This window comes from Streptomyces sp. NPDC006430 (assembly GCF_040612395.1).
Lineage (GTDB): Bacteria > Actinomycetota > Actinomycetes > Streptomycetales > Streptomycetaceae > Streptomyces.
Genome location: NZ_JBEXQA010000021.1, coordinates 1 through 13,786, shown reverse-complemented (window position 1 = coordinate 13,786; position 13,786 = coordinate 1). Strand labels below are relative to the sequence as shown.

Genomic DNA, 13,786 nt, shown 5'->3' with positions numbered 1-13,786 from the left:
AACGCCCGCGCGGGTCGATCCGGCGCTGTCAGGCCTTCGCCGCGTGGGGCTGGGTCGTCGGGATCCGCTGGGTGAAGAACATCGCGACGAGGGCGGCGAAGGCGAGGATGGCGAGCGCGGCGCGCAGGCCGTCGAGTCGTGCCGCGGCGTTCGCGTCGAGTACGGCCTGGGCCTGCTGTGGGCTGGTGCCCGCCTCGTCGAGGGCGTCCTGCAGTTGGGCGTCGGAAAGGAACGGAATACCGCTTTCGAGTTCGACGGCCGCCTGGCTCTTGACCTCTTCGGGGACCGCCGGATTCTCCGTCACGCTCGTCAGGAACGACGACGTGAGCGCCGCGATCAGGATCGACCCGGCCAGTGCGGTACCGATCGAGGCGCCGAGGTTGGTGACGGCGTTCTGCACGCCGCCGACTTCCGCGCTCTCCTCTTCCGGCACCGCGGAGACGGTGACCGAACCCAGCTGGGAGGCGAGCGCGCCCATGCCGAGCCCGATCAACAACATCGGAACGGTGACCACTTCCGCACCGGCGTCCGCGTCGAGCGCGGCCATCAGGATCACCGCACCCGCGAGCAGCAAGAGGATCCCGGCCCGCACCACCCGCCGCGGGGAGACGTCCGGCAGGAGACGCGGGATCAGGACCGCGGCTGCCAGCAGCGTCACCGAGAGCGGCAGGAGGCGGGCACCGGTCGCGAGTGCCGACAGGCCCAGGGCGACCGAAAGGTAGAGCGGTACGACGAAGAACACGCCCATCTGCACGCAGTACTGGAAGAAGAACATCGTCAGTCCGCCGGTGAGCTGCTTGTTCCGCAGCATGGCCGGGTCGATGAGCGGCTCCCTGTGTCGCCGGACGAGCCGGGTCTCCCAGCGAATGAAGAGGTAGATCATCAGCAGCCCGGCCAACATCAGCCAGACGGTCAACGAGATCCCGAACAGTGCCGGTGCGTCGGGCTTGGGCTGGAACCAGCCCCACTCGTCCGAGCGGAGCACGCCGTAGACGAAACTCCCCAGTCCGAGGGCCGAGAGCGCGGCACCGACCAGATCGATGCGCTGCCCTTCTTCGCCCACCGCGTCGGCGATGGGACGGGCGAGCAGCAGGATGCCGAGCACGACCAGGACCTCGCCGGCGAACACCCAGCGCCAGGAGAAGTACGTCGTCGCGAGGCCTCCGACGAGCGGCCCGACCGCGATCGCCACGGCACCCGCCGCGGCGACGAGGCCGTAGGCGGCGGGACGGCGTTCCGTGGCGAAGTTCCCGGCCACGAGCGCCACGATCGCGGGCAGGATGAGCGCAGCCCCGAGCCCTTCGAGGAGCGCCCAGCCGATCAGCAGTACGGTCAGGTTGGGTGCGAGCGCCGTGGTCAGGGAGCCGCAGCCGTAGATGCAGCAGCCGATCATGAACGCGCGCTTGCGACCGATCAGGGCCCCGACCTTGCCGCCGGGGATCATGAACATCGCCATCACGAGGGTGTAGGCCGTGATGGCGCCCTGGATGCCCGCCACCGTCGTGCCCACGTCCTCGGCCACCGTCGCGATCGAGACGTTCATGACGGAGCTGTCGAGCGCCATCAGGAACTGGCCGGACGCGAGGGCCAGCAGGACGACTCGCGCCTTGGACAAACCCTCAGCAGTGTCTGTACTCGGTGCCATGGGCGAATCGTCCCAGCCGCACTGGAGCACGGGCTCGCGACCCGCCGTGACGATCACCGGCTGACCGCCCCGCTCGGTCGCACGGCGCGGACGGGTGGGCGCCGGCGTCCCACAGCTCGGTGCTCGATGCTCGGTGTCCGAACATGTCAGCGACCGTGTGACCATGGCCCGTCGACACATCCGCACCTCATGGGGGGAACCATGCACAACCGCACCGCCACCGCCGCGACCGGCCTCGTTGCCGGCCTCGCAGCGCTGTTCGTCCTGGCCGGTTGCACCACACCGGGCGAGAGCCGGCCCGGGACGGTTGCTTCCGGGGCTTCCGCACCCGCGCAGGGCGGCGGGTCCGGGTACGAGGGGCCCCGGCCGCAGGATCAGAACCTGCTGGCGTGGACCGGCGACCCCAATGACGCGGGGCACGTCACCGCCCAGTCCGCGGCCGGGGTCGGGGGGCGGGTCACCCTGGTGCGGATCGTCCTGCGCGAGCAGATCACCTGGTCGAACATCTGGCTGGGCCTGGCCGGCATCGACCCGAACGCCCAGCTCGCCAACTGCTATCTCGGTGTGTACGACACCACCGGCACCCTACTCGCGGCCACCCCCGACATCTCGCCCCAGCTGATGACGGACGCGATCGCCAAACCACTGGCCCTCGGCAAGCCGTTCACCGCCGTCCCCGGCACCTACTTCATCGCCCTGCTACTCAACGGCAATTGGGCCACCAACGCCCTCACCTTCAAGTCCACCGGGGCCGGCATCTCGGTCAATGCCGGTCTGGCACCCCCGAAGCTCCGCTACAGCACGGTCCTGACCGGCCAGAGCTCGCTGCCGGGCAAGCTGAACCTCGACGAACAGTCCACCAGCACCATCAACACCGGCTGGGCCAGCCAGTGGTACGCCGTCTCCTGATGCACCTTCCCTCGGATGCCCCGGTGGACGAGATGGGGGCCTGATGCATGATGATGTTCACTGCAACAGTGGGTAGTTGGGCTGAAGAGCGGGTTGGGGGGCTGCTGATGGACGACGCGGTCGAGTTGGCGGACATGATCGCGCAGCTGCGCAAGGAACTGAGCCGGGCCATGTCGGCCGGTGAGGACTGCGACCTGAAGTTCAAAGCGGAGCGCGTGGAACTGGAGCTGACGGTAGGGGTCGAGCGGACGCACGAACCGGGCGTGAAGGTGCGGTTCTGGGTCTTCGACGCCGGCGTCTCGGCGAAGCGGTCGGTCGCCGTCACCCAGAAGCTCACCCTGTCGCTCCAGCCGGTACGGGCCGACGCACCCGAGGAGATGGCGCTGATCTCCGGGAACGAGCTGCTCGGTGAGAGCTGACGGGACGCACGTGGGGGACGGACTGGACCCCCACCGCATCGCCGAGGTCATCGTGAGCACCGCGGCCGGTGACGGGGGGCGGCGGGGCTCGGGGTACCGGGTGGGTGACGCGGCAGTGCTGACCGCCTTCCACGTGGTGGCCGGGGCCACCGGTGTGAGGGTGCGCTTCGATGCCGACCGGCCGACCCAGTGGGCGGCGGACGCGGAGGTCACCTGGTCGGACGCCGACACCGACGTGGCGGTGCTGACGTTCACGCCCGCGCCGGGTGCGGCTCCCCTGGTACCCGCACGGTTCGCACGGATCGGCGAGGACCGTCACGCCGTCATCAACGTCCACGCGGCCGGTTTCCCGCTGTGGAAGCGGCGACGCGGTGCCGACGGCAGGCCGTTCCGGGAGCTGCACCAGGCGGACGGAACGGTGGCGGCACTGTCCAACCTGCGGACCGGCACCCTGGAGCTCACCGTTGCCGTGGCGGCGGCCGATCCCGATCCCACGGTCTCGCCGTGGTCGGGGATGTCGGGCGCCGCCGTATGGGCCGGGTCCCACATCGTTGGGGTCGTGGCCGAGCACCATCGGGGCGAAGGGATGGGCCGGTTGACGGCGGCCCGCATCGACCACACCCTGCGCCGCGTGGACGAGCCGCTGCGCCGTGAGCTGACCGCCCTGTTGGCGATCACCGACCCGCAGGCGCTGCCGGACGTGAACACCGGCTCGCCGGGCCCGGATCACCCGGATGCACAGCCTCCGCACACGGGTTCCCGGGTCATCGGGCTGCCGGTCACGCACGGGCTGGAACTGTTCAAGGACCGGATCGAGGTACGGGAGACGATCGGCCGGTACCTCTCGGATCCCGGCATCCGCATGGTGACCGTCACCGGTCGGCGGGGCATGGGCAAGAGCGCGGTCGCCGCCAAGGTCATGGAGATGCTGGAGCAGGGCGAATGGCCGGGCCGCGCCCAGGCTGCGCTTCCGTCGGGGCTCGTCAACCTGAGCACCCGTACCTCCGGCGTGTCCCTGGAGCGCATCTACTTCGACTGCGCCCGCGCCCTCGGCCCGGCCCACGAAGCACGGCTGCTGGCCCTCTGGGCCACGAACCGCCCCGTACAGGACAAGATCGGTGAGCTGTTCGCGGCGATGGGCGACCGGCTCTTCATCATCCTGGTGGACAACCTGGAGGACCACCTCCAGGACGACGGCCGGCTCGAGGACGAGGAACTCGTCACCTTCTTCGACTGCCTCTTCCGCGCCCGCTCCACGCCGCGGCTGCTGGTCACCTCGCAGCTCCCGTTGCGGCTCGCGCCCGAATTGCGGCGCTTCGCCGCGGAAGTCGAGCTGTCCGACGGGCTACCGCTCGCCGAGTCCGTCGCGCTGCTGCGCGAACTCGACCAGGACGGCAGCCTCGGCGTGGCCGGACTCTCGGAAGAGCAGTTGCTGCAGGCTGCCGTCCACGTCCACGGCGTACCGCGCGCCCTGGAGCTGCTCGTGGGGGCCATGGCCGAGGACACGCTGATGCTGCCGACGCTGCAGGACGTACTCCAGGACTTCACCCTCCGCGGCGACGTGGTCGCCGGCCTCGCGCAGGACCGCTACCGACGGCTCGGCCCCGAGGGCCGTACCGTGCTGAACGTTCTGGCGGTGTTGCGCACGCCCGCACCCCGCGAAGCGATCGAGTGGATCACGAGGGCTCTGGACCCCGCCCTCGACGTCGTGTCCGCCCTGTCCCAGTTGCTCAGGATGCGGATGCTGTCGGTGGACCGGGCCAGCCGCAGCTACGCGCTGCACCCGATGGACACCGACCTCGCGTACGGAGCCCTGCCCGAGGAGGGCGTGCTGGGCAGGCGGTCGCTGGAGCAGCGGGCGGCCGACTGGTACGCGCACGTCGCCCCGCCCCGCGCGGACTGGCGCGGACTGGACGACGTCCAGGCGTACCGGCGGGAGTTCGACCACCGGGTCCGGGCAGGGGACGTGGACGGCGCCGCCCTGGTCCTCGGCACGATCGGTGAATGGATGGTCTGGCACGGCTCCGTGCTCGCGGCGATCTCGATGCACCTCAAGGTCGAGGGCCGGGTGGGTGACGAGCGGGCGCGTCTTGCCCACCTGATCAGTTTCGGCCACGCCCGGTTGAGCGGAGGGCCGCTGCCGCACGCACGGGAGCTGTTCACCCGGGCCGCCGAGCTGGCCGAGCGCCTCGGTGACCGCCGGGCTTTGCAGAACGCCATGTTCGGCCTGGGCGACGCCTACCGTCAGCTGGGCCGCGTCGAGGACGCGACGGACCCGCTGGCCCGCGCCGGCGCCCTCGCGCACGAGAACGGCGACGCCGAGGCGGAGGCACATGCCGTCCTCAGCCTCAGCATCGCCCACAGTTCCCTGGGCGAGGGGGAGGCGGCCCTCGCCGGCGCCGACCGGCTGGCCGAACTCGCCGTGGCGTCCGGGGACCGGCTCACCGAGGCCCGGTCGTGGAACGCACGGTTCACCGCGTTGCTCAGCATGGGCCGGTGGGAGGAGACCATCGCGGCGGGCGACGAGGCCGTACGTGCCTACCGGGAGGCGGGCATCAAGGAGGCGACGGGCGGCGCCCTGAACGCCAAGGGCCTGTCCCTGCTCGCGCTGGGGCGGACCGAGGAAGCGCTGATGTCGCTGGAGGCCGCACTCCGGGAAGCCTCGGAGATGGAGAATCCGCGCACCGAAGGCATGTTCCTCCACAACACCGCCTGGGCGCACTGGACCGCGGGCCGCTACGGCCGGGCGGCCGATACGGCCGAACGCGCCGCAGCGTCCCTCCAGCGCGCGGGGGCCGCGGAAGCCGCCGCAGCCCAGGCCCTCGCCGAGGCGGCCCGGGCCCGTGCGCAGCCCGACCTGCGGGCGGCAGCCGACGCCCTGAGCCGGGCCGCCGCGAGCCCCGGGCGCAACGCCGAGACGGTCCGCCCGTCGTGGCTCGCTGCGGAGGCACGGCGCCTGCGCGGGGAGGCCTGACGCCGCCGGGCCGACCGGCGCCGTTCCTTCCGACGTGACACGGCTTTCGTGGTCAGCCCGACGGCAGCGCCTTGCGCAGTTTCGCGTCCAGGGCCTTGGCGAGCTCGGCGTCGGAGGGCGGCTTGTCGCCCTGGAGCCGGCCCAGTTCGGCGGCGAAGGTCTGGGTGAAGGCTCCGTACAGGGGGGTGCGCGGCCGTTGGACGGCCTTCTCCAGTGCGGGCAGCAGGGTGCCGCGCGCGTATCTGGGCCGGCCGTTCGCATCGCGGGGCATCCGGTCGGCGCCCTCGCTCGTCGGGGACGCGGTGGTCTGGCCCGGTGGTTTCGCCACCGTGCAGGTCAGGCCGTCGTCCTCGTACGCCGAGTGCCGGGTGGCGGCGAAACCGGCATCGAGCAGGCAGCGTTCGCTCTGCTTGCCGGTGAGGAACTCGACGAGCTTCTTGGCGGCGTTGCTTCGCTGCGACCCCTTGGCCACGGCCAGGTTCTGTCCACCCAGCACCGCCCTGCCGGGCAACGGGGCCACGCCCAGCTGCTGCTCGGACAGCGATTGGTGGAGCGTGCGGTAGGCGTACGGCCAGTGGCGCAGGAAGGCCGTACGGCCGCCCGCGAAGTCGGTGAGCGTGTCCGCCTCGTCGGAGTGAACGGCGTCCGGCAACGTGTAGGCGGCCTGGGTGCGATTGCGCAGCTCGTCCAGACCCGCCTTCAGCTCGTCCACGGAGCCGTCGTAGCGGCCTTCGTCGTCGGTGAGGGCGAACGGGTCGGTGGCGGAGGCGAACGCTTCGACGCCGTTGACCGTGAGGCCTTCGTACGACGCGTCGAGCTGCGCGGTCCAGCCCTTCTCGAAGGCGTCGGGCATCTTCTTGGCGGCGGCGTCGAGGGCCTCCATCATCTGCTGGACGACGGGCCAGCGGGTGTCCTTGCCGAGGTCGATCTTCGTCACGCCCGCGCTCTTGAGGTAGTCCGGGCGGTAGAAGAGCAGTCCGACGTCGCTGTTGAAGGGCACCGCGTACACCTTGCCGCCCCAGCGGGACGTGGCGGACACGGACGTGATGACGTCGGTGTCGACGAGGTCGCCGGGGAGCTGCTGGACGAGTCCTGCGGCGGCGAACTCCGGCACCCAGGTCACGTCGAGGTTGACCACGTCGTAGTCGGCGCTGCCGGACTGGAGCGCTCCGAGCAGCTGGCTGCGCTGCTGGTCCGCCGAGCCGGGCAGCTCGACGAGACGGGCCCGGTAGCCGGAACCCGATCGCTCCTGCTGCCGGTTCCATTCCGCTATCAGCTGCTGGCGGACACCGCCCTTGCCGGTCACGTCCCGGCCGCTGGCCAGCACGATGTCACCCGGGGGGTCGACGGTGTCCGCGGCCCCGGCCTTCGCGCCGCCGGCTCCACCGCCCCCGCCGGTGTCGCACCCGGCGGCGAGCAGCAGCACGAGCAGCGCGGCGTAGATGCCGCGGCGTCGGGGACGGCGCTGGTGGTCGTGCCGTCCGGGTTCGTACGTGCGGCCGGTCCGTTCGGAGCCTTCGCTCATCCTTCGTCCCCCGTTCCGGTCCTGGCGACCTCGTCCCGCAGGCGGGCGACGAGGTCGCTCTTGGTGTCCAGGCAGCGGCCGCCGCTGGCCTCGGAGATGGCCGCGTCCGGTTTGCCCCGGTCGCAGCCACCGCTGTCCAGGGACGCCATGACCACAGGGATCTTCTTCTCCCGGGCGGACTGGAGCAGACCCTCCAGTCGGCCGCCCTCGGTCAGGCGGTTGTTGTCCTCGTCGTCCGTGATGTAGACGATCAACTGCGGACGGTGGTCGTCGGTGCCGAGCTGCCGCATGGCGTCCAGGGCGGCGACCAGCGCCTGGTACGGGTCGGCTTCCATGTCCTTGACCTGGGCCGAGGTCTCGATGGCGTGCTGGGCCTCCTCGCGCCGGTGCTTGCCGAACGGCAGCACCACGCTGTGCGCGGGCCGGCTGCCCGGCTCCGCGGCCACCGCCCAGACGCCGTACTCGTCCCGCTCGCCGAGCCCGGCGAGGGACTGCCCGATGATGCCGGGCGCGCCGCCGGGCCCCTCCCACAGGCCGCCCATGGACCCGGAGGCGTCCAACAGGAAGAGGACCCGTCCGGGTCCGTTGGCCTCCCGGTAGCCCTTCAGCGCCGCGGTCATCGCGGGCGGGAGGGCGGAGCCGGTGAGCGGGCCGGTGAGCTGGCCGGGGTCGTTCAGTGCCCCGAAGTCGCTGAAGGTGCCTCCCGCGCCGGCGTCGAGGGGGCGGTGGCCTCCCGAGGCGCTACGGAAGCCGTCCTTCCCGAACTCGGCGAGTCCGCCCCCGACCCCCGGTACGGAGGAAGCCGCTCCGCTCTTCCCGGCTGCCCCCGTGCCGGTGAGCCAGTCGTGGAACCGCTTCACGGCGTCGTCCCGCTCGTCCTTGTCCCGGTCGGCGCCCGCCCAGCGCACCCGCACGAATCTCGGGCTGAGGCCCGGCACGTCGACGGGGTACTCCGCCATCCGCCGGGCCCGCGTCGCGGCGTCGCAGCCCACCCCGGTCTTGAGCAGGAACTCCGGCACCAGGGCGGCGGTGCGCTCGTCCGTGGAGTCGTCGTCCGGGAGGGTACACAGCAGGTCCCCACCGGTACGGGAGGGCGGTCCGGCCTGGGCCACGGCATGTTCGGCGGCGGCCGGGTCCGGCGCTCCCGTGCCGTACAGTCCGACGGTCGCGAGCAGGCCGGCGTCGGTGTACTCCGGGTCCGTGCGCCGTACTTCGGCCTTCCCCTCGCGCCCCCGCAGCGCCGCCGTCAGGGCCGCCAGACCTCCCACCCGGTCCGCGACGGCCTCCCCCGCCAGGTTCTGCGGGACGGCGAGTACGACCGGGGAGTACGCGAAGGGCTCCTGGTCGGCTTCCAGTACGGCGTACGTCCGCTCGGTGGAGGTGGGACGGGCTCGCTCGACGCTCGCCGAGGACGCCGGGATCCAGATGTCCGGCTGGGGACCGATGTCGCGCTGCGGGTTGCTCTCGTCGCCCGCCGGCCGCTGCCACGGGTCGGTCTGCCGGCTGAACGCAGCGACGGTTGCGGCGGCTCCGGCACCGTAGACGGTGATCCCGCTGCGTCTGCACCCGTCACCCGTCCTGTTCGCGTCCGAGGTCAGATACGCCTCCGCCGCCTTGCGGACGGTGGGTTCGAGGTCGGGGTCGGTGAGCAAACGGAGTTCGAGAGGGGGTTTGCAGGGGGCACTGTCCCAGCCGTCGAGGACGGCGAGGCCTGCGGCGACCAGACCGGCGATCGCCACGGGCACGCCGACGGCCACCATCCTCCGTCTGTACCTCTTGCCGTGGGCCGGGTGATCGGGAGGCCGCGGGCCCTGTGGCGGTGCCCCGGGTGACTGGGGCGAGGTGTCGCCGGTCCGGTCCAGTCCGGGGGGCGTTGGCGGCCGGGGCGCGTCCGGCGAGGGGGCGGGACCGGCGGCGAGCAGCACGTCGGCGCCCGAGGTGGCCGGGCGACTCTGCGGCACCCACGGTTCGGGGCGCAGCGTCTTGTGGTGCGTCGACATGTGGGCTTTGAGCCGATCGGCCAGGCCTTCGAAGCCGACGTCACCGCCCTGCCCGTGGAGGCCGTGGCGCAGGAAGCGCACGAGCTGCCCGGTGAACGGCGTGGGCGTGTCGTTGTCCCCCGCGTCGATGCGGTTGTTGGCCTGCACGCTCATCAGCAGGGAGATCCGCTGCCGTTGGGCGGCGCCGAGCGCGTCCCACGCAGCCGAGGCGTTACCCGCGTAGCAGCAGTCGAGGATGACGACCACGTGCTCCGCTCCGGCCCGGGACAGCACGGTGAGGACGCTCTTCCAGGGCGCGGCACCGCGGAAGACCGACTCGTCCCCGGGGACGATCGTCGCCCGCCCCATCAGGAGCCAGAGCTCGGCCCCCGTACTGGGCACGGCTCCGTGGCCGGAAAAGTAGAGCAGGAGCAGTCCTTCGGCCGCGTCCACCGCCGCGTCCAGCTCGCCGTCGAACTCGTCCACGCTGCTGGGCCGGGACAACGTGATCTCGTGCTCGGCGAACACGCCGCCCTCGTGGAGCGACCGCTTCAGTCCGACGAGGTTGTGCTCGACGGCCTTCAGGTCGCCCGACACTCCGGCGGGGTTCTCGGGCTGCTTGAACGCGTAGGCCGGGACCCCGACGAGCAGCGCACGGTTCGCCTTCCCGCGCGGGTCGAAGCGCACCACCTGGCTATCTCCCGTCACCGTCCGGGGCGACCTCGACCTCGGGGGGTTCGCCGCACTCCACGGAACGGCGGTTCTCCCGCCATGCGCGCACCCCGCTCTTCACCTGCTCGAACACTTCATCGAATAATTTGGGGGCCGCCGCTCCGATCAGGACCAGCACGATCTCCAGCCCGGCCCCCATCGGGCTCCCGCGCCCGTCTTCCGTCCCCGCGCGTTCCTGGATCTCCAGCCCACCGCCGGTCCTGAGTGCTTCGAGCTTCTGCTCCCGTTCGAGCCACGCCTTCAGCGCCCCGATGTCACTCTCACTCGCACCCTGCATCAGGCGCACGCGGATAGCCGTATTCACCAAAGCTCCCCCCTCAGCAACAACTCCTCATCATCGCATCGAAGTTGACTGTCAGGGAGACGTTGGCCACGAACGGCATCCCTTAGGCGCAGGCCGGGCACAGTCCGCGGTAGGTGACCTCGACCGCGGACACCGTGAAGCCGAACCGTTCCTCGGCCCGGAGGCCGGCCAGCGGGCTGCCGGTCGGGTGGACGTCACGGATGAGGCCGCAGCCGGAGCACACCAGGTGCTGATGCGGGTGGTGCGCATTGGGGTCGTAGCGCTTCGCACGGCCGTCGGTGGAGACCTCCAGGACCTCGCCCAGGGAGACCAGCTCGCCCAGGGCGTTGTAGACGGTCGCCCGGGAGATCTCGGGCAGCCGCTGCGCCGCGCGGGCGTGCACCTCGTCAGCCGTGAGGTGCACGTGATCGCCGTCGAGGACCTCGGCAACGACACGCCGCTGGGAGGTCATCCGCCAGCCACGCCTGCGCAGTCGCCCCAGCAGGTCACTCATATCGGCTCACCCATTCAGGATCGGCGCGGCACCCGGAGTTCAGTTCGGCGGGGAACATCCGGGATCCGACTGGATATGCATTTGGCGCGCTTCTTGACTTGGATTCTGTCCATCGTAGGATCGGTTTCGTTGATAGCCAAGTGACAGGAAGACTCCAGTACGGCAGGAGACGGAGACTGTGACGGACCACCGCAGAGCGACCGCCCGGCGGTGCTCGGCCGCGCAGGACGGGAACCCGCGTCGCACTGCTCCCGACGCTCCCCACCGTCACGGACGGTGACCTCCACGGCGTCGAGGCCCTCCATGCGCCCGCCGCGGCCCGCACGCCGACCGCGCAGTCGGCGGGCCACCACGCTCACCGTCTCCGAAGGCCACGGCTTCGCATCGACGAGGCCGGGGTCGTCCACGGGGTCCGCGCCCCGACAGTTCCACCGCCAGCAGTTCCTGAGCACCAGGACCCGCCCGGTCCGGAAGGATTCCGATGTCCGAGAACCATGATGCAATCGTCGTAGACGCGAAGACGGAGGGCGCAGGTGGCTGTCCGGTCGCGCACGAGCGCGCCCCGCACCCGACTCAGGGTGGCGGGAACCGCCAGTGGTGGCCGGACCGGCTCAACCTGAAGATCCTCGCCAAGAACCCCGCCGCGGCCAACCCCCTCGGCGAGGAGTTCGACTACGCGGAGGCCTTCAAGACCCTGGACCTCCCGACAGTGAAACGGGACATCGCGGAAGTCCTGACGACCTCGCAGGACTGGTGGCCCGCCGACTTCGGCCACTACGGCCCCCTCATGGTCCGGATGGCCTGGCACAGTGCGGGCACCTACCGGATCAGCGACGGCCGTGGCGGCGCCGGTGCGGGCCAGCAGCGCTTCGCCCCCCTCAACAGCTGGCCGGACAACGGCAACCTCGACAAGGCCCGCCGTCTGCTCTGGCCGGTCAAGAAGAAGTACGGCCAGAACCTCTCGTGGGCCGACCTCATGATCCTCGCCGGCAACGTCGCCCTGGAGACGATGGGCTTCGAGACCTTCGGCTTCGGAGGCGGCCGTGCGGACGTCTGGGAGCCCGACGAGGACGTCTACTGGGGACCCGAGACCACCTGGCTCGGCGACGAGCGGTACACCGGCAACCGGGAGCTGGAGAACCCCCTCGGCGCCGTCCAGATGGGTCTCATCTACGTCAACCCCGAGGGCCCGAACGGCACCCCGGACCCGCTCGCCGCGGCCCGCGACATCCGTGAGACGTTCCGTCGGATGGCGATGAACGACGAGGAGACGGTCGCCCTGATCGCGGGCGGTCACACCTTCGGCAAGACCCACGGCGCCGGCCCGGCGGAGAGCGTCGGTGCCGACCCCGAGGCCGCGCCGCTCGAAGAGCAGGGCCTCGGCTGGAGCAACTCCTTCGGCACCGGCAAGGGTGGCGACGCGATCACCAGCGGTCTGGAGGGCATCTGGACGAACACCCCGACCACCTGGGACAACAGCTTCTTCGAGATCCTCTTCGGCTACGAGTGGGAGCTGTTCCAGAGCCCCGCGGGCGCCAACCAGTGGCGGCCGAAGGGCGGCGCCGGGGCCGGCACCGTGCCCGATGCCCACGACGCGTCGAAGAGCCACGCCCCGACGATGCTCACGACCGACCTCTCGCTCCGGTTCGACCCGGCCTACGAGCAGATCTCACGTCGCTTCCGCGAGAACCCTGCCGAGTTCGCCGACGCCTTCGCGCGCGCCTGGTTCAAGCTGACCCACCGTGACATGGGCCCGGTCGTGCGCTACCTCGGGCCGGAGGTCCCGTCCGAGACCCTGCTGTGGCAGGACCCGCTGCCCGCAGTGACGCACGAGCTGATCGGCGCGGAGGAGGTCGCCTCCCTCAAGGAGCAGGTCCTCGCCTCGGGCCTGTCGGTGTCCGAACTCGTGTCCACCGCCTGGGCGGCGGCCTCGTCCTTCCGCGGCAGCGACAAGCGCGGCGGAGCCAACGGTGCGCGCATCCGTCTCCAGCCGCAGAGCGGGTGGGAGGTCAACGACCCGGACCAACTGGCTTCGGTACTGCGCACCCTGGAGGGCATCCAGCAGTCCTTCAACGCCGCCCGGACCGGTGGCAAGCAGGTCTCGCTCGCGGACCTGATCGTGCTCGCCGGGGCCGCGGCGGTGGAGAAGGCCGCCAAGGACGCGGGCTTCGACGTCGAGGTCCCCTTCACGCCGGGTCGCGTGGACGCGTCGCAGGAGCAGACCGACATCGAGTCGTTCGCCGCGCTGGAGCCGTCCGCCGACGGGTTCCGCAACTACCACGGAAAGGGAAACCGACTTCCGGCCGAGTACCTGCTGATCGACCGGGCCAACCTGCTGACCCTGAGCGCGCCCGAGATGACGGTGCTCGTCGGTGGCCTGCGCGTCCTGGGCGCGAACCACCAGCAGTCTGCGCACGGCGTCCTGACCACGGCCCCCGGGACCCTGACCAACGACTTCTTCGTCAACCTGCTGGACATGGGCACGACGTGGAAGGCGACGTCGGAGGACCAGAACACCTTCGAGGGACGCGACGGCGCCACGGGCGAGGTCAAGTGGACCGGCACCCGTGCCGACCTCGTCTTCGGGTCGAACTCCGAGCTGCGCGCCCTCGCCGAGGTCTACGCCAGCGATGACGCGAAGGAGAAGTTCGTGAAGGACTTCGTCGCGGCGTGGGACAAGGTCATGAACCTCGACCGGTTCGACCTCGTCTGATCGCTCTCGTCCGGCCGCCGGCGGCGTACGAGGTACCGGGCCGTCTGGAGACCATCGCGTCGGCCTGTTCCTGCGGGAGCACCTGGCTGCGCC

At 71.2% G+C, this 13,786-nt stretch carries 9 protein-coding genes; 4 read left to right on the top strand and 5 right to left on the bottom strand.

The features are described 5' to 3' along the window. Positions 1-28 precede the first annotated feature (28 nt). On the bottom strand, positions 29-1,645 hold the full coding sequence (locus ABZZ20_RS25515) for an MFS transporter (RefSeq protein WP_356873317.1): 1,617 nt from the start codon (positions 1,643-1,645) through the stop codon (positions 29-31). 201 nt (positions 1,646-1,846) lie between these two features. On the opposite strand from ABZZ20_RS25515, the gene ABZZ20_RS25510 reads away from it, so the two are divergent. From ABZZ20_RS25510 to ABZZ20_RS25500, 3 genes are all read left to right on the top strand, one after another. Then, positions 1,847-2,554 carry a hypothetical protein gene (locus ABZZ20_RS25510; RefSeq protein ID WP_356873315.1) on the top strand — a complete coding sequence of 236 codons (708 nt, stop codon included), beginning with the start codon at positions 1,847-1,849 and terminating at the stop codon, positions 2,552-2,554. Between the two features lie 107 nt (positions 2,555-2,661). Then, positions 2,662-2,973, top strand: a complete 312-nt coding sequence (locus ABZZ20_RS25505; RefSeq protein ID WP_356873313.1) for a trypco2 family protein — start codon at positions 2,662-2,664, stop codon at positions 2,971-2,973. After that, a complete protein-coding gene (locus ABZZ20_RS25500; RefSeq protein WP_356873311.1) occupies positions 2,963-5,947 on the top strand; it encodes a tetratricopeptide repeat-containing serine protease family protein in 2,985 nt (994 codons plus the stop codon). The genes ABZZ20_RS25505 and ABZZ20_RS25500 overlap by 11 nt, the downstream gene beginning before the upstream one ends. Positions 5,948-5,999: 52 nt before the next feature. On the opposite strand, the gene ABZZ20_RS25495 is transcribed toward ABZZ20_RS25500, so the two are convergent. The 4 genes from ABZZ20_RS25495 to ABZZ20_RS25480 form a co-directional block, all read right to left on the bottom strand. After that, positions 6,000-7,472, bottom strand: a complete 1,473-nt coding sequence (locus tag ABZZ20_RS25495) for an extracellular solute-binding protein (RefSeq protein WP_356873309.1) — start codon at positions 7,470-7,472, stop codon at positions 6,000-6,002. Then, positions 7,469-10,159, bottom strand: coding sequence for a vWA domain-containing protein (locus tag ABZZ20_RS25490; RefSeq protein ID WP_356873307.1), 2,691 nt, complete (start codon positions 10,157-10,159; stop codon positions 7,469-7,471). Before ABZZ20_RS25490 ends, ABZZ20_RS25495 begins: the two co-directional genes overlap by 4 nt. Further along, positions 10,146-10,460, bottom strand: coding sequence for a hypothetical protein (locus tag ABZZ20_RS25485; RefSeq protein ID WP_356873501.1), 315 nt, complete (start codon positions 10,458-10,460; stop codon positions 10,146-10,148). The genes ABZZ20_RS25490 and ABZZ20_RS25485 overlap by 14 nt, the downstream gene beginning before the upstream one ends. Positions 10,461-10,569: 109 nt before the next feature. Next, positions 10,570-10,980: a transcriptional repressor gene (locus ABZZ20_RS25480; RefSeq protein ID WP_356873305.1), complete on the bottom strand. Its 411-nt coding sequence runs from the start codon at positions 10,978-10,980 to the stop codon at positions 10,570-10,572. Between the two features lie 481 nt (positions 10,981-11,461). Here ABZZ20_RS25480 and katG point away from each other — a divergent pair, with 481 nt between their 5' ends. Next, complete coding sequence (gene katG, locus ABZZ20_RS25475; RefSeq protein WP_356873303.1) at positions 11,462-13,693, top strand: catalase/peroxidase HPI; 2,232 nt, start codon at positions 11,462-11,464, stop codon at positions 13,691-13,693. Positions 13,694-13,786: the final 93 nt, after the last annotated feature.